Consider the following 18,828-nt stretch of genomic DNA (forward strand, 5'->3'; position numbering starts at 1 on the left):
GGTGGTGTGCTCACCCGGCTCGACGGATGCCCCCGGGCTCAGGCGTAGAAGCGGTACAGCCCTCGCGCGACGACCGCCGGCTTGGTCCCGCCCTCGATCTCGATCGTCTGGTCGACAGCGATCTGGTAGCCGCCGCGCACCTCGACGACCTCGACGACGGTGGCCCGCATGCGCACCCGCGCCCCGACCACGACGGGCGCGGGGAAGCGCACCTTGTCGAGGCCGTAGTTCACCTTCGTGGTCACGCCCTTGACTTCGAGCAGCTCGGTCCAGAAGGGAACCGCCAGGGAGAGGGTGAGGAAGCCGTGCGCGATCGGCGCGCCGAACGGGCCGGTCCTCGCCCGTTCGGGGTCGACGTGGATCCACTGGTGGTCGTCCGTGGCGTCGGCGAACAGGTCCACCTGGTCCTGGGTGACAGCGCGGTACCCGGTGTAGCCGAGATCGGTGCCGGCGAGGTCGCCGAGCCGGTCGTAGGTGATGGTCGTCGTCATGGCGTTTCCTCTCGTCGTCACCGGGCGAGGCCCAGTAAGCGGGCCGCGTTGTCCTTCAGGATGCCCGGGAGCACGTCCGGCTTGAGGTCGGTCGATTGCACGTCGCGAAGCCACCGATCGGGGGTGAGCATTGGGTAGTCGGTGCCGAAGAGCACCCGTCGCTTCAGCACCGAGTTGGCGTAGCGCACCAGCTCGGCCGGGAAGTACTTCGGGCTCCAGCCGGACAGGTCGATCCAGGTGTTGTGCTTGTGCGTGGCCACCGACAACGCCTCGTCCTGCCAGGGCACCGACGGGTGAGCCATGATGATCTGCAGGTCGGGGAAGTCGGCCGCGATCGGGTCGAGCAGGATCGGATTCGACAGGCCGAGCCGCAGGCCGTGGCCGCCCGGCATACCCGCGCCGATGCCGGTCTGCCCGGTGTGGAAGAGCGCCGGGACGCCCGCCCGCTCCAGGAGGCCCCACAGCGGCGCGTACTCGTCGTGGCTGGGGTCGAAGCCCTGCACCGTGGGGTGGAACTTGAAGCCGCGTACGCCCTCCTCCTGGATCAGCCGGTCGGCGAGTTCGACTGCCGCTCCCCCGGTGCGCGGGTCGACCGACCCGAACGGGATGAGCACGTCGGCGTGCTCGGCCGCCGCGCGGGTGATGTCGGTGCTCGACAGTGGCTGGTGCTTCAGTTGCGTACGCGCGTCGACGGTGAAGACGACGGCCGCCATGTGCCGCTCGCGGTAGTACTGCGCGACCGCGTCGACCGCAGGCCGTGGCCCGTCCGTCTTGAAGTACGCCGACGCCGCCGCCACGAGCGGCTCCGGCAGTGAGGTGTGACCGTGGCCGTCGACCTCGATGTGCACGTGCATGTCGATCGCCGTGACGTCGTCGAGGTCGATCGCGGGCTGGTACATGGGGCCAACCTTCGTCGGGCGGGGCTGTGCGGGCTGGTCTGCTGGGGCTGGTCAGGAGGCCGAGGGCTCGAACTCCTCGGGGAGCTTCGGGAAGCGTTCGCCGACACTCTGCGCGGCGCCGGCGAACCTCGTCGGCCAGGCCTCCACGAGCGCGTCGTACGTCCAGCCGCCCTCGCGGTGCGCGGTCAGCGCCGCCTCCGGGTGGGTCCAGATCTGCAGGCGGTCCCCACCGACACCGATCACCTGCCCGGTCACCGAGGCCGCCGCGTCGGAGCCGAGGAACGCGACGAGCCCGGCCACGTCGTCCGCCGTGCCGAACCCCAGATCGTGTCGGAAGAACGCGGGCATCGGCTCGCCGTTCGCCTCGGCCCGCACCGCTGCGGCGAAGTAGGGGACGGTGGCGGTCATCGCGGTCGCGGCGACCGGAACGACGGTGTTGGCTGTGATGCCGGCCCGCTTGAGCTCAAGCGCCCAGGTCCGGACCATGCCGACGATGCCCGCCTTGGCGGCCGCGTAGTTGGTCTGGCCGAAGGTGCCCCGCTGCCCGGTGGGTGACCCGACGCAGATGATCCGCCCACCCTCGCCGGCCTGCCGCATGTGCTGCACCGCCTCACGCACGGTGGTGAAGGTGCCGCGCAGGTGCACGTTGATGACGGTGTCGAAGTCCTCGTCGCTCATCTTCCACAGCACCGTGTCGCGCAGGACGCCAGCGTTGGTGACGAGGATGTCCAGCCGCCCGAAGTGCCCGACCGCCGTGCTGACGAGTTCCTTCGCGGTCTCGGTCGGGCCTACCGGTGCGACCACCGCGACGGCCCGGCCGCCGGCTGCCTGGATCGCTGCCACGGCGGCGGCGGTAGCCTCGGCATCGACGTCGTTGACCACCACCGAGGCGCCCCGCCGCGCCAACTCCTGCGCGTAGGAGAGGCCGAGACCCCGCCCGGCCCCGGTGACGATGGCGACCTTGCCGTCCAGTGACATGAAGTGCTCCCTGTCGTCGATGCCGATCCGCGCACGAAGGCGGGGAGTAACACGCGCACGGGAAACGTAATGCAGAATTTGATCGGGCGTCAACGATCCGCAGTCTGTCTACATCAGACGGCGGGGCGGGTGGAGCTGCTCAGCGCCCGGGAGACCACCCGGCCCGCGGCCTGGACCAACGGGGCCAAGGCCACCGGGTCCGCCCGGTCGTGGGCTACCACCAGCGAGATCGCCGCCACCACACCCTCCGGTACGCGGATCGGTGCGGCCACCGAGAGGGCGTCCATCGTGACCTGGCGGTCGCTGACCGCGTACCCGACACGGCGCACCTCGGCGAGGTAGCTACGCAGCCGTTTCGGGTCGATGATGGTCAATTCGGTGTACCGCTCCAGCGGCGCGGCCAGCACCTGCTCCTGAACCTCGACGGGCGCATGGGCGAGCAGGACCAGTCCGACGCCTGTGGCGTGCAGCGCGAAACGGCCACCCACCCGGGTGAGCACGGGCACCGCCTGGCGTCCGGCGATCCGTTCGATGAAGACGAGTTCGAGGTCCTGCCGGACGGCGAGCTGGACGTTCTCGTGGGTCACCTCGTACAGGTCCTCCATGACCGGCAGGGCCAACTCGCGCAGCCCCAGGCCCCTCGGGGCGAGCGAGCCCACCTCCCACAGCCGCAAACCGATCCGGTACCGCCCGTCGTCGCCGCGTTCCAGTGCCCCCCACGCGACCAGTTCCGCAGCCCGCCGGTACGCGGTGGGCAGGGGCAGCCCGGTACGACGGGCCAACTCGCTCAATGTCAACGCCGGGGTGGCCGGGCTGAACGCGTCGAGCAGCGCCAGCACCTTGCTCGTCACCGACCGTCCCGGTTCTGCGCGCACCCCGTCATCATCCTCGCCCACGCCGGGCAGTCACAGCTCCAGCACGAGTCGGGGCGTACGGGCCCGGGAGACGCAGATCATCATGGTGTCCCCGGCGGCCCGCTCCTCCTCGGTGAGCAGGCTGTCGCGATGCTCCGGCACGCCGGCGAGCACCGGGGTCTCGCAGGTGCCGCAGGTGCCCTCCCGGCAGGACGAGAGGACCTGCACGCCGGCCTCCTCGACCGCCTGCAGGATCGGCGTGCCCGGCGGGACGGTCACCGTCCGCCCGGAAAGCGCGAGTTCGACCTCGATCGTCGTCTCTGGAGCGCCGGTGTCGCCCCGTGCGGTGAACCGCTCGACGTGCAGGCAGCCGGGTGGCCAGGCGCGGCAGTGCTCCTCGACCGCGGTGATCAGCGCTTCCGGGCCGCAGCAGTAGACGAGTCCGTTGCCGGGCCGACCCAGCAACCCGACCAGGTCGAGCAACCCGGTCTCGTCCTGCGGGTGCAGGCTCACCCGGTCGCCGTACTTCTCCCGCAGGGTGGTGGCGAAGGCCATGGTGGCGCGGCTGCGTCCGCCGTACACCAGCCGCCAGTCGGCGCCCGCGGCGTCGGCGGCGGCGACCATCGGTGCGATGGGGGTGATACCGATGCCACCAGCGACGAAGAGGTAACGCCGGGCCGCGACCAGCGGGAAGGTGTTGCGCGGCCCGCTCACCCGGACGGTCGCGCCGACGGTGAGCCGCTCGTGCACCAGCCGGGAGCCGCCGCGTCCGTTCGGTTCGCGCTGCACCGCGATCCGCAGGACGGACCGGTCCGCCGGGTCGCCGCAGAGGGAGTACTGACGGGCCAGCCCGGCGCTCAACTCCAGGTCGATGTGCGCGCCCGGCGTCCACTCGGGCAGGTCACCACCATCCGCCCGACTCAGGCGGATCGCCACGACCTCGGCCGCCACCTGATCCCGGCCGGCGACCACCAGCTCTACACCGATCAGAACGTCCACTGTCACTCGCGCATCGCCAGCGTTCTCGGCGGTCCGGGCGCCGGCCCGGCCACGCCCTGATGGCCCTCCGGATGGGCGAGCAGCCACTCCCACAACTCGACCGGATCCTCGGCGAGGCGCTCGGCCCCGCAGTGGCAGATCCCGCGCAGGGTGTCGGTGCCCGGCACCCAGTGGATCCGGTAGACCCGATCCCCACCGAGGGCGCCTGCTCGGGTCCTCACCGCGCCGCTCCCACCGTCCCCGGCCCGACCATCCGGGCCAGCAGCCTGCGCGCGGCCAGACCGCCGGTGTCGATGTTGATGCTCAACTCCTGATACCTGTCCGGCTCGGTCGCGATCACCTGCTCCAGGATGTTGAGCGCGGTCACGTCCTGCATGACAACGGTGTGGTTGCTGTGGTGCAGGTACTCGCTGACCGACTCGTCGTCGATCGCGAAGTCGCGCGCCACGGCCCAGAAGTCATAGGTGGTGTGCTCGGTCGACGGGGTGATGGCGTACACGATCTCGGCGTGGAACGCTTCGCTGTCCTCGCCGTCGGCGGGCGGGTAGACACCCTGCGGTGCGATCCGGCTGTGCAGGAGGTAGAGGCAGGGCGGGTGGTACTCGATGTCCTGCCACCGGGTGATCCGGCCCTGGATCCCGGTCGAGCGCGCGTAGAACGGCGGGCACTGGGCGTCGTCCATGTGCCGACTGACGTAGACGATGCCCCGGTCCTCGTCCACCTCGGTGGTGATCGGAGTGTTCGCCACCTCCGGTGTACCGATGTAACCGCCATGCAGGTAGGTCTCGTGGGACAGGTCCAGGAGGTTGTCCACCAGCAGGCCGTACCGCGCGTTCAGGGGCGCCATGCCCCGCACCACCGCGTAGCGCGGGTCGGCCAGCCACGGCGCGCGGGGAATCGCGGTCGGGTCGGCCCGGTCCAGGTCGCCGATCCAGACCCAGATGAAGGAGTCCTGTTCCACCACCGGAAACGAGGCCACCCGCGCGGTGCGCGGTATGCGCTGTTGACCGGGTACGAAGACACATGCGCCGGTCGGATCGTAGGTGAAGCCGTGGTAACCGCAGACGATCGTGTCGCCGTCGAGCCGGCTCTCCGACAGCGGGAAGCGCCGATGCACGCACCGGTCGGCGAGCGCCACCGCCTTCCCGGCGCCGGTGCGGTACAGCACCAACGGCTCACCGAGCACCGTACGAGCGAGCAGATCCCGCCCCACCTCACTGCCGTAGGCCGCCACATACCACTGGTTACGCGCGAATGTCATGCGACCGGACCTCCATGCAGACGGACGTCGATGGAGCCGGATCGTCCCGTGCGCTGTCCCCGCTGGGGAACCGGAGCTTTCACTGGATGAAAGGCCGGCCTCCCACGCCTGACGGTATGGCTGCCGTGCCGGCGGCGCGGCAGCCATACCGCGGGGTCACCTGTTCTGCTTCTCCTGGCACGGCACGCAGAAGCGGGCGTGCGGGAGGATCTCGAGCCGCTCGGCCGGGATGCTCCGGCCGCACCTCTGGCAGGCACCGTAGGTGCCGTCGCTGATCCGGCTCAGCGCACCGGTGATCTGCTCGATGTTCTGGCGGGTGGCCAGCAGCAGCGCAGCCTGGTTGTGGGCCTCGCCGGGGTCGCCGGTGTCCGCGTTGAGCTCGGTCAGTTCCCGCAGCCGAGCCGTCTGGGTGGCGAAGTCGTCCGCCAGGGACGCTCGCAGGTCAGCCAGCCAACTCTGGTCGGGAGTACGACGATGATCGACGCTCATGATCTGCCTTTCAAGGGGAATGGGCGGGAAAAACAAAAAGGGCCGAAGCTTGGATAGCTTCGCCCTGGCGGTCGTTCTGGGTATGCAACGACTCCGCGGGTGGGCCTCGGCCGGTTCGCACCAGGCTCGACTGTGTGTGCGTGGGCACGGTGTGCGGCGCGCGGACGACCGGCACCCGCATGTCGGCCTTGGGGCGGGTCGCCGTCGGCACGCGGACAGCACCGCCCACCGCCACCTCGGTGGCGGCGGGCGAGCGGAAGGTCACCGGCGGCATGCCCCCACCATAGAGCGACGTTGCCCCAATGCCAACGTCCCCGGTGGGGCCTCATTCCGGCCTCGAACTGCCGCTTTTCGCCGCAATAGGGCCGTTGCCCGAACCCGGTGGGCGCCCTTCGATATGGCAGCGAGGTCATCTTTTCGAGTCCTAGACTGCGGTGCGTGGCGGGGTCTCTGCCCTGCCTACCGGGGGGAGAGAATGCCATGCAATCTCAATCGACACCGTCCGGGTCCCCGTCGACGACGCAACAACCCGACAAGGCTCACGGTGGCGCCAACCGCGACATGCCGCCGGAGTTGGGCTCGGACGCTGTCGGCATTTTCGAAGGCCGGACCTTCATGTTGTCCAATCCGGCCGGGGACGTGCCGGCCGACTCCATCGCTGGTCTGGTGCACGACGACACCCGCTATCTCAGCCGTTGGGAGTTGACAGTCGACGGGAAGGCTCCGCTCGTCCTCAGCGCGAACCCTGTCGATCCGTACTCGGCGGCCTTCTTTCTCGCGAACCCTGAAATCGAGGGCCTGGCGGCGAACCGGGTCGGCGTGCGACGGGAACGGTTCGTCGGCGACGGCATGCATGAGCGAATAACTGTGCAATATTTTGGTGCCGAGCCGGTCTCCGTGCGTCTGCGGTTGGATGTCGGCGCGGACTTCGCTGATCTGTTCGAGATAAAGGGAACGGGACGGAGCAGGCTGGCCGACATCCGGCGGACCCACCGGCCGGACGGCTCGGCGCTGCGTTTCTCCTACCAGAATTCGCACTGGTCGGCCGTCACCACGGTGGAGGCCGAGCCGCGTGCCGATCGGGTCGAGGGCGACGCACTGGTCTGGGATGTGCACCTGGGGCGAGGTCAGACCTGGGGTTGTGAGCTGCGGGTGCTGCTGAACTGTCGGGGCAGGGACTACCAGCCGGCCAGCCGCACCTTCGGCGAAGAGCAGGATCCCGGCGCTGACGACGCAGCCTGGCGGTGGAGGGCCAACAAGCCACACCTGAGCGCGGAATCAGACCTGTTGCGCGACGTGTACCACAAGTCGGCCAGTGACCTGGTGTCGATGCGGATCGCCAAGGAGATTCGGGGTGAGCAGGTCGTTCTGCTGGCCGCCGGTATGCCCTGGTTCCTGGCGGTCTTCGGACGGGACACTCTGATCACCGCCTACCAGAGCGTCAGCTGCGGACCCGACGTCGCCCGGGGCGCGCTGGTCACTCTCGCCGCGCACCAGGGCACCGCCGTCGACGACTTCAGCGACGAGGAACCGGGAAAGATCCTCCACGAGTTCCGATCCGGCGAGCTGACGCAGCTCGGCATCATGCCCTACGGCCCGTGCTTCGGCGCGGCCGACACCACCCAGCTGTGGCTCATCCTGCTCTCCGAGTATTGGCGGTGGACGGGCGACGACGCGCTGGTCCAGCGGTTGCGGCCGAACGCCGACGCCGCTCTGCGGTGGATTGACAACTTCGGAGACCGCGACGGCGACGGATACGTCGAGTACGCCACCCGCTCCCCCGAAGGCATGCGCAACCACTGCTGGCGCGACTCACCGGACGGGGTCCAGTTCGCCGACAGCAGCCTTCCCACCCTGCCGGTCGCGACCTGTGAGATCCAGGGCTACACCTATGACGCGAAGCTGCGCGCCGCGCAACTCGCCGACGGCCCGTGGGCCGACCACGCACTGGCGCGACGGCTGCGTACCGAGGCCGCCGAGCTGCGCGAGCGCTTCAACCGCGACTACTGGCTGCCTGCCCGCGGCGGCTACTACGCGATCGGTCTCGACGCCGACAAGCGCCCCATCGACTCGATGACCTCGAACATGGGCCACCTGCTGTGGAGCGGCATCGTCCCGCCGGATCGTGCCGCCGCGGTGGCCCGGCAGTTGATGTCCGACCAGATGTTCTCCGGCTGGGGTGTCCGGACCCTCTCCACCGAGGACGTGGGTTACAACCCCATCGGCTACCACCTCGGGACCGTGTGGCCACACGACAACTCGATCATCGCCGCCGGGCTCGCCCGGTACGGTCACCGCGACGCCGCGAACCGCATCGCGATGGCGATGCTGGAGGCCGCCGCCCAATTCGAGCACCGCCTGCCCGAAGCCATCTCCGGGTACGACCGTTCGCTCGGCCGACGACCCGTGCCGTACCCCACCGCCTGCAATCCCCAGGCCTGGGCCAGCGGCGCTCCCCTGCTGTTCCTGCGGACGATGCTCGGGCTCGACGTCAACGACGGGATCCTCGCCACCGATCCGCACGTTCCCGAGGCGCTGGGGAACATCCGGCTGACCGGGGTTGCCGTCCACGGTGCTCGGCAGACGGTCGAGGCGTCCGCGTCAGGGCCGAGTTCCTCGGCCTGAAACGCGGCGCTCGTCGTTCAGGCCGACCCGTGGTGGGACGGTCAGCTCGGGGTGAGGAGGCAGAACTCGTTGCCCTCCGGGTCGGCGAGCACCCTCCACGGGACGTCCTGGCCCAGGTCGATGGGGGCCGCGCCGAGACTCCGCAGCCGGGCCGCCTCGACCTCCGGGTCGTCACCGGGGTACGGGCGGACGTCGAGGTGGACGCGGTTCCATCCGCTCTTCACGTCGGGTGTACGGACGAACTCCAGATAGGGGCCGACGCCCTTGGCGGAGCGCAGTCGCGCACCCTTGTCGGTCACCTCGTGCACTGTCCAGTCCGTGGCCTCGCTCCAGAACCGGGCCATGGCTCGCGGATCCGCGCAGTCGACCACTACGGCGGCGATCGGTCCGGTGTCCCGGTAGAGCGGTCGGGGGTCCAGCACACAGAACTCGTTGCCCTCCGGGTCGGCCATGACCGTCCATGGCACGTCACCCTGGCCCACGTCGGCAGGTGTGGCGCCGAGATCCTTCAGGCGGGCCACCACCTGCGCCTGGTGGGCCGCCGAGGTGGTGGCGAGGTCCACGTGCACCCGGTTCTTCACCGTCTTGGGCTCCTGGGAGACGACGAGGTCGATGCAGACTGCGACGGGGTCGGGGTAGACGAAGCCCTCGGGTTCGAGATTGGTCACGCCGGGTCCCTCACTGGACACCTCCCAACCGAGCGCCTGCGCCCAGAACCCGCCCAACGCGGAGTCGTCCCGAGCCTTCATGTTGATCTGCACAAGCCGTGTCGCCATGCCGGCGATGCTAGGGCCCCATCGAGTCGGCGGTGGCACCCACCCCACCCCATGTGCGGACGCGCCGTCCTGGACCACCGCTCACGACGTCACGACGTGTCCCGCGCCTGCACGGCGCTACAGCAGGTCGAGCACAGTCTCTATCCGCGCGGCCAGCACCAGATCCATGCTGCCTTCGACGATCACAGTGACAGCCGCGCTACCGGGTGACCGCGCCAGCCGGACCACCACCGTGGGTGTGCCGACCAGCGGGTACTCGAACCAGCGGTCAGCTGTCTCGTCGTTCGTGTCGTCGAGCGCGCCAACCAGGGCAGCCTCGTCGAGATCGTCGTACGCGTAACCGATGTAGGTGCTGATCTGGCGAAGCAACCGCACGACGTGGTCCTCGGTCACCCATCCCTCGACGTGCGCCACGCCGTCGTGGATCGCCCCGCTGAGCGGCTGCGATCCGGCCGACACCAGCTGATCCAACTGCGGGTCATACGAGTCGAGCCCGTGGGCACTGGCCAGCACAGGAAGAGCGCTGGTGCCTTCCCACCCATGGGGTAGCGTCAGGCCGACGAATCGATCGGCGAGGCCGGTGTGGCCCCACGGCTGCCGCCAACCCAGATCGTCATGCCACGGGGCGATCATGTCGGCAAGGTCCGGCCAGCGGTGCAGCAGCTCGGCACGAAAAGCCAGGACGCCGTCATCCGACACGAGACCATCCGCCGACTCGTCCGCGAGCCGATCCGCCAGCTGACGAGGATCCTCTGTCGCCCCGGACGTCCAGAAGTACAGGTCGTAGCTCACTTGGGCAGCCTATGCCGCACCTGTTCAGCACCGAGCTGCCCAGACCCCTCGGTCGCCGTCTATCTGTTCTCGTCCGGAGGCTGCTCTTTTGTCAGGTGCAGCAGCCAACCCTCGCCGGTGCGGATGAGCGCGTACCGCCGGCGGCCGGCGCGGCCGTGCAGTGTGAACAGCATCCGCCGCTCGGTGCGAGCGTGCTCCTCCCAGGTGCCGATGTCGGCGATCGACTTGTCGACGTCCTCGTAGGTGAGGTGAGCGAGGTCGTGGTCGGGCACGGCGATCGCGAGCCGGTTGTCGCTGGGGCTGTCCGGCAGACCGCGCGGCACCGCCCACGAGCGCAGCACACCGTCCTCCTCGAGCCGCAGGTCGAAGTGCGGTCGCGGTTTACGGTGGTGGTGCAGGACGAAGGCGGGTGCCACGTTCCCATTCTCGGTGCCCACCGGCTCTTCCGCCTGTCAACCCGACCACCTCACGAAGCCTGGCACGCCTGCCAGTCCTGAGCAGCTGGATGAGCGCCGAGACTCGGGTGTCGTGGTGTCTTGATTGACTGGGTCGATGCGGATCGAGGAAGTTGAGGGGATCGCGGCGGCTCTGGGTGGCAGGGTCGTGGCGACATCGGTGTTGGCGGGCGGTTTCTCTCACGAGACCTGCCTTCTCACGCTTGCTGACCGTCGGGTCGTTGCCCGGTTCGGAGGAACCGATCCGACGGTTGAGGCGGGGGTCATGGACGTCGCCCGCCGGTATGTGCCGGTCCCGGACGTCCTGTTGGTCTTGCCCGCCGGAGACGGGCGGGTGCGCCCCGCGATGGTCATCGAGTATGTGGACGGCGTCTTGCTGAGTGGTGTGCTCGCCAGGGGTGATCTTGGGCGGTTGGAGGCGGGTGAGCTGGGGGCGGAAGTCGGACGGGTCGTCGCGCGAGTCGCTGGTGCGACGTTCGACCGACGAGGTTTCTTCGTGAACGGGGATCTCACCGTCAAGGAGGAGCGCCCCTGGTCGCAGCAGTTGGTCGAGGTCGCCGAGGGTTGTATGGCTGCCGTTCCCGACAGCCGGCTCGACGGCGAGACGCGTCGTGCTTGGGTGATGTTGTGCGCGGCTCACGCGACGGCGCTGGAAGGCATCGACGGTCAGACTCGGCTGGTACATGCCGACATCAACCCGAAGAACATCCTGGTCTCTCGGGTGGGCGGCGGTTGGCGAGTGGATGCGCTGCTCGACTGGGAGTTCAGTTATTCCGGTTGCCCGTATGGCGATGCTGCGAACATGGCCCGGTTCGGCGCTGACCACCCCGCCGGATTCTTGGATGGCTTCCAGGCGGGCTTCGCCGAGCAGCAGCCCGCAGACCTGCCCCTGGTGCAGAACTGGACCTATGTGGGGCGGGTCCTGGACATGTTCGCGTTGAGTGACCTGCTGACTCGCCCTCTGGGGCATGGCGTTGCCGACCAAGCCGCCGACCAGGTCCGGCGTTGGGTTCGGCACGGCGTACCGGACAGTGTGTGACGTGTCGGGGCGGGATCGGCCGGCACCCGCTGCGGGGGATAGATTTTGCGTGGCGCCTCGTACGCCCCGACTGCTTCATCGCCTGGTCCGCCGGGGACGCCGCCACGCTGCGCGCCTCGCTCGCCCACCACTTCGGCCTCCCACGATGACCAAGACAATTCCGGTCCGGCCCTCGTCAGCGTGTCTTCGCGTACGCCTTCCAGTCCTCAAGCGGAGTGAGCGGAACCGGTGCCGGCCGCTGTGCCGTCGTCGTCAGCTCGATCCGCTGGCCTTCCGCCGCGGACCGGAGCAGGCTGGTCATCGTTTCGAGGACGTGCAGTGCGACGTCGCCTCCGGCGCGCGACGGACGCTGATCGTCGGCCCTGACAAGGTCGAGCAGACCGATGCCCCGGGAACCCTCGGCGTAGCCGGCCCGCGGTTCGAGGGCGCGCCATTCGGTGCCGCCGAGCGCGAAGAGGCGGACCTCGCCGTCGAAGTAGTTCGGGTCGGGTACGGCGAGCGTGCCGGTCTCTCCGTGCACCTCGATCGGTGCGGCCGTCGTCTTGACGCCGTCGAAGCTCGTCGTGATGGTGGAGAGCGCACCGTTGGCGTGTTCGAGGACGCCGGTGAGGTGGGTGTCCACCCCCACCGGGATCCGCTGGCCGGTGCGCGGGCCCGAGCCGATGACGCGCTCGGCGCGGAGGCGGCTGGCGGCTCCGGTCACCGCCCGGACCGGCCCGAGCAGGTGGATGAGCGCCGAGATGTAGTACGGCCCCATGTCCAGCATCGGGCCGCCACCCGGGGCGTAGTAGAAGTCGGGGTTGGGATGCCAGCGTTCGTGCCCCGGAGTGACCATGACGGCCGACGCGGACATCGGGCGTCCGATGAGCCCTCCGTCGATCGCCGCCCGCGCCGTCTGCGTACCCGTACCCAGGACTGTGTCCGGCGCGCACCCGACGCGGACGCCGGCCGAAGCGGCCCGTTCGATGATCGAGCGGCCGTCCGAAAACGTCACGGCGAGCGGCTTCTCGACGTACACGTTCATGCCGGCGTCGATCGCACCCAGCGAGATGTCCGCGTGCGCCGCGGGGATGGTGAGGTTGAGCACCGTCTGCACGTCCGGACGGGCCAGCAGGCGCTCGACGCTCATCGCCTCGGCTCCGGGAATCGTGGCCGCGACCGCGGCCGACCGGGAGGCGTCGAGGTCGGCCACCGCGGCGATGCTCACGTCGGGGTGGTCCGCGAGTGTGTCCAGGTAGGCGCGGGAGATGACCCCGAGACCTACGACGCCGACGCGGTGCGGGTCGCCCACACCATTCCCCTCTCGATGACGGTACGGACGCCCGCGTGTTCCAGCACGTCGAGGCTGTGCCCGGGGGTCGTCACGACGACCCGTCCGGCACCCCACAGTCGGGTCCAGATCGCCGGCGAGGTGACCGGACGGTGCCACGGGTGCCACGCCTGGGTCGGGTGGGTGGTGACGGCCAGTACGTCGATCAGGTCGTCGTGCAGCACCCAGTACTGCTCGGTGACCAGGTCGAAGTCCTCGATGCCGGCGGTGATCGGGTGCTCCCGGCCAAGGTCGGTGATGCGCACCGTGTGCGGCAGGAAGTTGTCCTCCGGGCCGCCGTGACGCTCACACGGCTCTTTACCCGGATGGGTCGCGAACTGGCCGCCCACCAGGTGCAGGTATTCCGATGACGCGCGGAACGAGTCCACGATGCCGCCGTGCCAGCCGGTGAAGCCCGTACCGGCGATGACCGCCGCGCTGAGACCCGCCACCTGGTCCGCGGTGATCTGCGACATCGTCATGCACTGCACGACGAGGTCGGTCTCGGCCATCTCGGCGGCGTCGGCGTAGATCTCCGGCGACTCTTCGACCCGCACTGCATAGCCGCTACCTTCGAGGAAGGGCAGGAACAGTTCGGTCGCCTTGACCGGCTGGTGCCCCTCCCAACCGCCCCGAACCACCAATGCTCTGCGCTGCGCCACCCTCGCTCCCTCCCACGGCTCCCGTCGCCACCGGGCTGGCCGCTTCCGCTCCGGCGACGTGCCGCCGATGCCCATGCGTGTCGAGCACCAAAACCGTACCCGTCGTCGCCGACAAAGCCGACGGACGTCGGGCTTGCGGATTCCACTGTGCCCGGTCTGCTCGGGCCGCACCACGAACGACGCCGACGCTGGACCGGCGCGGGGGTTCCGGGCCGGCCGGGTTGAATCAACCGCTTCGGCGGTTACCCCACTGGCGAGGGCTCTGGACCGAGCCCCGGCCGCCGAGGTGCTGACCCTTTCCATGCGGTTGAGGCGAGGCCACCTTGCCCTTCGCCCGTCGGGCGGCCCGATTCGCGGGAACGGCAGGCGCGTCGGTCTCGGTCTCGGCCGCTGTCGAGGTGTCGGCATCCACCGCGGGGGCGTCTTGGGCGGGCTCAGGCTCCGGCATCGGGTTCTCCTTGGATCTGGTGGGTCCTACCGGCCATCGACGGCCGCCGGACGCGGACTGGTCGACGCCGGGGTGCGCGCCTTGACGGTAGCGCAACGCCAGGCCCAGGCGAGTGTTCCCCCGCTCCGATGGGACAGCCCTTACCTGCTGCCTGCCGGCGCCTACCGAACCCCCGGGCCGCGACGCATCGCCGCAACTGGATACTTCTTCTCGCCCGATCCGATGGGCGCCCGTGCCGAAGCTCGCCATGGTCGCGCGACGAGAGTTACGGCCCAGTATGCGGAGGTGGGTATTGGGCCGTCCGGAGAAGCCGGTGGACCCCACGGCAGGCCCGGTGCAACGGTTGGCGTGGCAGCTACGACAGTTGCGAGAGCACGCGGGCAACCCGAGCTATCGGCTCCTGGCTCGGCGCGCGCACTACTCGGCAAGCACGTTGGCGGACGCGGCGAAGGGTGATCGGCTGCCGTCGCTGGAGGTAACGCTCGGGTATGTCCAGGCCTGCGGCGGGGACCCGGCCGAGTGGCGGGCACGGTGGTCGGCCATCGCCGAAGCAGCGGTTGCCTCCCGCGCCACCGACACCACCGCGCAGTCCTGCCCGTACCAGGGGCTGACGGCATTCCAGCCCGAGCAGGCGGAGCTGTTCTTCGGCCGTACGGAGCTGGTTGAACGGCTGCTGGCACGGGCCGATCGGCGGTGCCTGACCGCTGTCGTCGGGGCTTCCGGAAGCGGCAAGTCCTCGTTGCTGCGGGCCGGTCTGCTGGGAGCCATCACCGCCGACCGTGGGCTCGCGCAGCGGTGGCAGACGATGTTGTTGACGCCGACCGAACGCCCGCTGGAGGCGTTGGCCGCCGAGGTCGCGAAGTTGACCGGCCAGGATGCGCCAGAGATCCGGAAGAACCTGGCGGCGGATGCGGCCACGCTCGACATCGCGGTGCGGAGCGCACTGGCGGGCGGCCCGCCGCAGACCCGCGCGCTGCTGGTGGTGGACCAGTTCGAGGAGGTGTTCACACTCTGCCCCGACAAGGCGGAACGCCGCCGGTTCATCGAGGCGCTGCTGGACGCCGCGCAGGGGCCCGACCGCCGCACCACAGTGGTGCTCGGGGTACGGGCCGACTTCCTCGCCCACCTCCTGCAGTATCCGAACCTCGCCGCCGCGCTGGACGACGAGGCTTACCTCCTGGTGCGGCCGGTGAGCTCCACCGACCTGCGGGACATCATCATCCGGCCCGCCGCCCAGGTCGGCATGGGCGTCGACGCCGACCTGGTCAGCACGGTGCTCACCGATGCCGCCGACGAGCCGGGCGCGTTGCCGCTCGTCTCGCACGCGCTCCTCGAGACGTGGCAGCGACGCACCGGGGAGACCCTCACCCTGACGGCCTATCAGGCGAGCGGCGGTGTACGCGGGGCGATCGCCCAGACCGCCGAGCGGGCCTATGGCGACTTCGGGTCAGCCGACCAACAAGCCGCTCGCCGGGTCTTCCTGCGGCTCACCGCATTGGGCGACGGCACCGAGGACACCCGGCGGCGCATCATGCGTACCGAACTCGACGGTATCGCCGACGAGGCTGTCACCGCCCGAGTTCTGGACCAGCTGGCCGACTCCCGTCTGGTGGTCATGGGCGACGGCACTGTCGAGGTGGCCCATGAGGCACTCATCCGGGCCTGGCCGCGGCTACACCGATGGCTGACCGATGGTCGCGCGAACCTGCTGATCCACCGGCGACTCACCGAAGCCGCGCACACCTGGTCGACGCTCCACCGGGATGCCGGAGCCCTGTACCGGGGAACCCAACTCCTGGGCGCGCAGGCCCTGGCCGAGGACCATCCGGAGGAGCTCAACGAACTCGAAAGCTCTTTCCTGCACGCCAGCTCCGCTCTCGCCGAATCCGAGCAGAACGCCGCCCGGCGTCAGGCCCGCCTGTTCAAGCGCTTCGTCGCGGGCATATCCACGCTGCTCGTCCTCGCCCTGTTGGGTGGCGGCGTCGCGGTACGACAACGCCAGGACACCCGCCGACAGCAGGTGGCCACGCTCTCCGGTGAACTGTCGCTGCAAGCCCGATCCCTGCTCGCCACCGATCCCGACCTGGCCGGCCTGCTGGCCGTCGAGGCGGACAACCTCAACTCGAACACCGAGACCCAGGGCAGCGTGCTCAGCGCAGCCGCCGCGCCTCGCCGCACCGAGCTCAACGTCGGCGGGCCGTCCATCTACACGGTCGCGTTCAACCCGGACCATTCCCTGTTGGCCTCCGCGGCCGGCGACGGCACCATCGGATTGTGGGACCCCACCCTCGGCACGCGGCTCGCCACCCTCTCCGGTCACACCGGTCGGACCGCCGACCTGGCCTTCGCCGACCATGGAAGGCTGCTCGCCTCCGTCGGGATCGACAGGTCCATCATCATCTGGGACGTAGCGACGCGCCAACAGAAGACCCGGTTGACGGAGAACAACCTCGGGTCGGGCATGGCCTTCAGCCCCGACGGGACCAAGCTCGCCGTCGGCCTCACCGGCGGCCCTGACGCGACTGCCGGCCGTGCCGGCGACATCGCCCTCTACGATCTGCGGACCACAACTCGCACCCTGCTCCGCGAGCACCGGAGTCCGGTCCGATCTCTCACGTTCAGCCACGACGGCGCGATCCTTGTCTCCAGCGACGGGGTGGAGCACCCGGCCGCTTGGCGTGTGGCGACCGGCACGGTGTTCGCCAGACTGCCCGCCGAGCATGTCTTCTCGGTCGCCTTTGGTCCCTCGGGGTATGTCCTCGCGGGTTCCGCCGACGACCGCGGGGTGTACCTGTGGGATCTTGCGGGCGGCCAGCCCGTCCGCCTTCCGCCGCTACCGCTGGCCGGCCGCTACGCGTGGACGATCTCCGCGCCCACCGACAGCATGCTCGCCGTGGCCGACGAGAACGGCGCGATCACCATCTGGGACGTGCGACGCCGCGAGTCCCTGCAGACCTTTCAGGACCGGGGCCGCACCGAGACGGTGTCCGTCGCCCTGAGCCGGGACGGGGCGATGCTCGCCTCCGCCGGCTTCAACGGAACCATCGTGCTCCACAGTCTGGAGGACGCCCCGTTCAGTGGTTTCGCGGCCCAGGTCAAGGACCTGAAGATCAGCCCGGACGGCAGCCGTGTCGCCTCGGCGGGCAGCGACGGCACCGTCCGCATCTGGGACACCGACGGTAGACAGGTGGCAGCCCTCGCCGGGCACGCAGACGAGGTGCAGGCCGTGGCGTTCAGCCCCGACGGGCTACGGCTCGCCGCCGTGACCCGGAACAACATCATCACGATCTGGGATCTCCACCGTCGACGACACGCCACCCGACCGATCGTGTCCAAGGGAATCGGTGCGTCCACGGACGTCGCCTTCGATCCTGGTGGCCGTCTCGTCGCAGCCGCCACGCTCGGCCCCTTCATCTGGGATGTCGGCGACATCAACGACCCGACCGACATCACGGCCAGGTTCCCGGCGCAGATCGTCACGTCGCTGGCCTTCAGCCCGGACGGCCGCCGCCTCCTGGGCGCGAGCGTGGGCGGCTTCGTCAACACGTGGGACGTCGCCACCGGCAAACTCCTCAGCCGAGTGAAGAGTCAGCAGGGCACAGTGCAGGACATCGCGGTCAGCCCGGACGGAGCTCTGCTCGCGACCGCCGGCGACAGCCGTACCGTCAAGCTCTGGGACGCCGCGACCGGCAGCGAACTCGCCGTTCTGCACGGCCACACCGCGCCCGTCCAGGTCCTTGCCTTCAGCCGTGACGGCCGCAGGATCGCGTCCGCTGGCGACGACCGCACCGTCGTCGTCTGGGACACCGTCACCCAGCAACGCGTCGCGACCCTCAGCGGCCATGGCGCGAGAGTTCGCGGGCTCGCCTTCACTGCCGCCGGAACTCTCATCTCCGGCGCCGAGGACGGCCGAATCGTCAGCTGGTCGTTCGATCTCCGCGCCGCCAGGGCCCAGATCTGCGCCGCCGTCGGCCGCGAGCTGACCCGGCAGGAGTGGGCGACGCACATCCCCTCAGAGCCGTACGACCCCTCCTGCGGTGCGCCGCCAAGCCGCTGACTGAGCTGCGCAGACGTCCGACGGATTGTCCGACGTTGTTTGTCCGGCGCCGCCGCCCTGTCGGACAACCTCGCCCCGGACCAGCCTGACTCCAGGACACGAGCCGTGCGGCGGGTGTCCGCCGAGGAGTCCGACTGCCCGGGGAGCAGCCCGACGGGGGCCCCGGGCACCGGACGACACTGCGATGAAGGAGAACTCGATGAAACGTTTGGCAGCACTGCTCGCATTGCTCATGACCGTGCTCGCGGGCACGCTCGTCGCCGCCAGCCCCGCCCACGCTCGCAGCCAGCCGGAATGCGAGTCCTACACCGTCGTCAGCAACCAGGCGGGTTATCAGGTCGCCGCACCGATCGGCAGGTACGGCGTCCTGCCGTGCTCGCTGGTCTGGGGCGACGCCGGGCCGGGCACTGTGGCCCTTCAGTGGGCCCTGAACGACTGCTACCTCGCACCCGCCGGCAAGGCGCTGCTCAGCGATGACGGGGTGTTCGGCCAACTGACCTTCAACGCGCTGAAGTTCGCCCAGAGCAAGGCGGGCATCAGCGCGGACGGCCAGTTCGGGCCGCAGTCACGGGCGTCCCTGAAGTTCCCCGCCCACACGGGCGGAACCTACGGAACCCCTACCTGTGCCCGCCTCGGCCGCCCGCTGCCGTAACTGCCGCTGGATAGGCCACGCCGGCGGTGACAGGCGCGAACG

The 18,828-nt window shown here is 69.8% G+C and carries 17 protein-coding genes; 4 read left to right on the forward strand and 13 right to left on the reverse strand.

Annotated elements, in window-relative coordinates; translation table 11 throughout:
* Positions 1-38: 38 nt before the first annotated feature.
* The 8 genes from IW249_RS30115 to IW249_RS30150 all read right to left on the reverse strand — a co-directional run bounded on the left by IW249_RS30115 (position 39) and on the right by IW249_RS30150 (position 5,971).
* Positions 39-491, reverse strand: a complete 453-nt coding sequence (locus IW249_RS30115; protein ID WP_196923872.1) for a MaoC family dehydratase — start codon at positions 489-491, stop codon at positions 39-41.
* A gap of 17 nt (positions 492-508) precedes the next feature.
* Positions 509-1,390, reverse strand: a complete 882-nt coding sequence (locus tag IW249_RS30120) for an amidohydrolase family protein (RefSeq protein WP_196923873.1) — start codon at positions 1,388-1,390, stop codon at positions 509-511.
* A 51-nt stretch (positions 1,391-1,441) separates the two neighbouring features.
* Positions 1,442-2,368: an SDR family oxidoreductase gene (locus IW249_RS30125; RefSeq protein WP_196923874.1), complete on the reverse strand. Its 927-nt coding sequence runs from the start codon at positions 2,366-2,368 to the stop codon at positions 1,442-1,444.
* Positions 2,369-2,481: 113 nt separating this feature from the next.
* Positions 2,482-3,243: an IclR family transcriptional regulator gene (locus tag IW249_RS30130; RefSeq protein ID WP_196923875.1), complete on the reverse strand. Its 762-nt coding sequence runs from the start codon at positions 3,241-3,243 to the stop codon at positions 2,482-2,484.
* A gap of 30 nt (positions 3,244-3,273) precedes the next feature.
* Positions 3,274-4,227 (reverse strand): PDR/VanB family oxidoreductase, encoded by a 954-nt coding sequence (locus tag IW249_RS30135; RefSeq protein ID WP_372433012.1) that lies wholly within the window; start codon positions 4,225-4,227, stop codon positions 3,274-3,276.
* Positions 4,224-4,442 (reverse strand): hypothetical protein, encoded by a 219-nt coding sequence (locus tag IW249_RS30140; protein WP_196923876.1) that lies wholly within the window; start codon positions 4,440-4,442, stop codon positions 4,224-4,226. The genes IW249_RS30135 and IW249_RS30140 overlap by 4 nt, the downstream gene beginning before the upstream one ends.
* Positions 4,439-5,482 carry an aromatic ring-hydroxylating dioxygenase subunit alpha gene (locus tag IW249_RS30145; protein WP_196923877.1) on the reverse strand — a complete coding sequence of 348 codons (1,044 nt, stop codon included), beginning with the start codon at positions 5,480-5,482 and terminating at the stop codon, positions 4,439-4,441. The genes IW249_RS30140 and IW249_RS30145 overlap by 4 nt, the downstream gene beginning before the upstream one ends.
* 156 nt (positions 5,483-5,638) lie before the next feature.
* Positions 5,639-5,971, reverse strand: coding sequence for a TraR/DksA family transcriptional regulator (locus tag IW249_RS30150; protein WP_196923878.1), 333 nt, complete (start codon positions 5,969-5,971; stop codon positions 5,639-5,641).
* Between the two features lie 561 nt (positions 5,972-6,532).
* Between IW249_RS30150 and IW249_RS30155 the strand changes: the two genes are divergently transcribed.
* Positions 6,533-8,596, forward strand: coding sequence for an amylo-alpha-1,6-glucosidase (locus IW249_RS30155; protein ID WP_269215500.1), 2,064 nt, complete (start codon positions 6,533-6,535; stop codon positions 8,594-8,596).
* 41 nt (positions 8,597-8,637) lie between these two features.
* Here IW249_RS30155 and IW249_RS30160 read toward each other — a convergent pair whose 3' ends face one another.
* From IW249_RS30160 to IW249_RS30170, 3 genes are all read right to left on the reverse strand, one after another.
* Positions 8,638-9,372, reverse strand: coding sequence for a VOC family protein (locus tag IW249_RS30160; RefSeq protein ID WP_196923880.1), 735 nt, complete (start codon positions 9,370-9,372; stop codon positions 8,638-8,640).
* A 117-nt stretch (positions 9,373-9,489) separates the two neighbouring features.
* The gene (locus tag IW249_RS30165) at positions 9,490-10,164 is read right to left on the reverse strand and encodes a hypothetical protein (RefSeq protein WP_196923881.1); all 675 of its coding nucleotides are present in this window, start codon (positions 10,162-10,164) and stop codon (positions 9,490-9,492) included.
* Positions 10,165-10,223: 59 nt separating this feature from the next.
* Positions 10,224-10,580 (reverse strand): DNA polymerase ligase N-terminal domain-containing protein, encoded by a 357-nt coding sequence (locus tag IW249_RS30170; protein WP_196923882.1) that lies wholly within the window; start codon positions 10,578-10,580, stop codon positions 10,224-10,226.
* A 136-nt stretch (positions 10,581-10,716) separates the two neighbouring features.
* On the opposite strand from IW249_RS30170, the gene IW249_RS30175 reads away from it, so the two are divergent.
* Positions 10,717-11,658, forward strand: coding sequence for a phosphotransferase (locus IW249_RS30175; protein ID WP_196923883.1), 942 nt, complete (start codon positions 10,717-10,719; stop codon positions 11,656-11,658).
* Positions 11,659-11,833: 175 nt separating this feature from the next.
* Here the strand turns inward: IW249_RS30175 and IW249_RS30180 are convergent, their stop codons facing one another.
* Complete coding sequence (locus IW249_RS30180) at positions 11,834-12,949, reverse strand: Gfo/Idh/MocA family protein (RefSeq protein ID WP_196923884.1); 1,116 nt, start codon at positions 12,947-12,949, stop codon at positions 11,834-11,836.
* Positions 12,919-13,629 (reverse strand): ThuA domain-containing protein, encoded by a 711-nt coding sequence (locus IW249_RS30185; RefSeq protein ID WP_196923885.1) that lies wholly within the window; start codon positions 13,627-13,629, stop codon positions 12,919-12,921. Before IW249_RS30185 ends, IW249_RS30180 begins: the two co-directional genes overlap by 31 nt.
* A gap of 761 nt (positions 13,630-14,390) precedes the next feature.
* Between IW249_RS30185 and IW249_RS30190 the strand changes: the two genes are divergently transcribed.
* On the forward strand, positions 14,391-18,134 hold the full coding sequence (locus IW249_RS30190; RefSeq protein WP_196923886.1) for an nSTAND1 domain-containing NTPase: 3,744 nt from the start codon (positions 14,391-14,393) through the stop codon (positions 18,132-18,134).
* A 199-nt stretch (positions 18,135-18,333) separates the two neighbouring features.
* Complete coding sequence (locus IW249_RS30195; RefSeq protein ID WP_196923887.1) at positions 18,334-18,786, forward strand: peptidoglycan-binding domain-containing protein; 453 nt, start codon at positions 18,334-18,336, stop codon at positions 18,784-18,786.
* The last annotated feature ends 42 nt before the right edge of the window (positions 18,787-18,828 follow it).

This window comes from Micromonospora vinacea (genome assembly GCF_015751785.1).
Classification (GTDB): Bacteria; Actinomycetota; Actinomycetes; order Mycobacteriales; family Micromonosporaceae; genus Micromonospora; species Micromonospora vinacea.

Excerpts from the sequence above, each read along its gene's own strand:
- IW249_RS30115 (WP_196923872.1), bottom strand. The coding sequence starts at position 491 with ATGACGACGACCATCACCTACGACCGGCTCGGCGACCTCGCCGGCACC.
- IW249_RS30120 (WP_196923873.1), bottom strand. The coding sequence starts at position 1,390 with ATGTACCAGCCCGCGATCGACCTCGACGACGTCACGGCGATCGACATG.
- IW249_RS30125 (WP_196923874.1), bottom strand. The coding sequence starts at position 2,368 with ATGTCACTGGACGGCAAGGTCGCCATCGTCACCGGGGCCGGGCGGGGT.
- IW249_RS30145 (WP_196923877.1), bottom strand. The coding sequence starts at position 5,482 with ATGACATTCGCGCGTAACCAGTGGTATGTGGCGGCCTACGGCAGTGAG.
- IW249_RS30150 (WP_196923878.1), bottom strand. The coding sequence starts at position 5,971 with ATGAGCGTCGATCATCGTCGTACTCCCGACCAGAGTTGGCTGGCTGAC.
- IW249_RS30155 (WP_269215500.1), top strand. The coding sequence starts at position 6,533 with ATGCCGCCGGAGTTGGGCTCGGACGCTGTCGGCATTTTCGAAGGCCGG.
- IW249_RS30160 (WP_196923880.1), bottom strand. The coding sequence starts at position 9,372 with ATGGCGACACGGCTTGTGCAGATCAACATGAAGGCTCGGGACGACTCC.
- IW249_RS30175 (WP_196923883.1), top strand. The coding sequence starts at position 10,717 with ATGCGGATCGAGGAAGTTGAGGGGATCGCGGCGGCTCTGGGTGGCAGG.
- IW249_RS30195 (WP_196923887.1), top strand. The coding sequence starts at position 18,334 with ATGAAACGTTTGGCAGCACTGCTCGCATTGCTCATGACCGTGCTCGCG.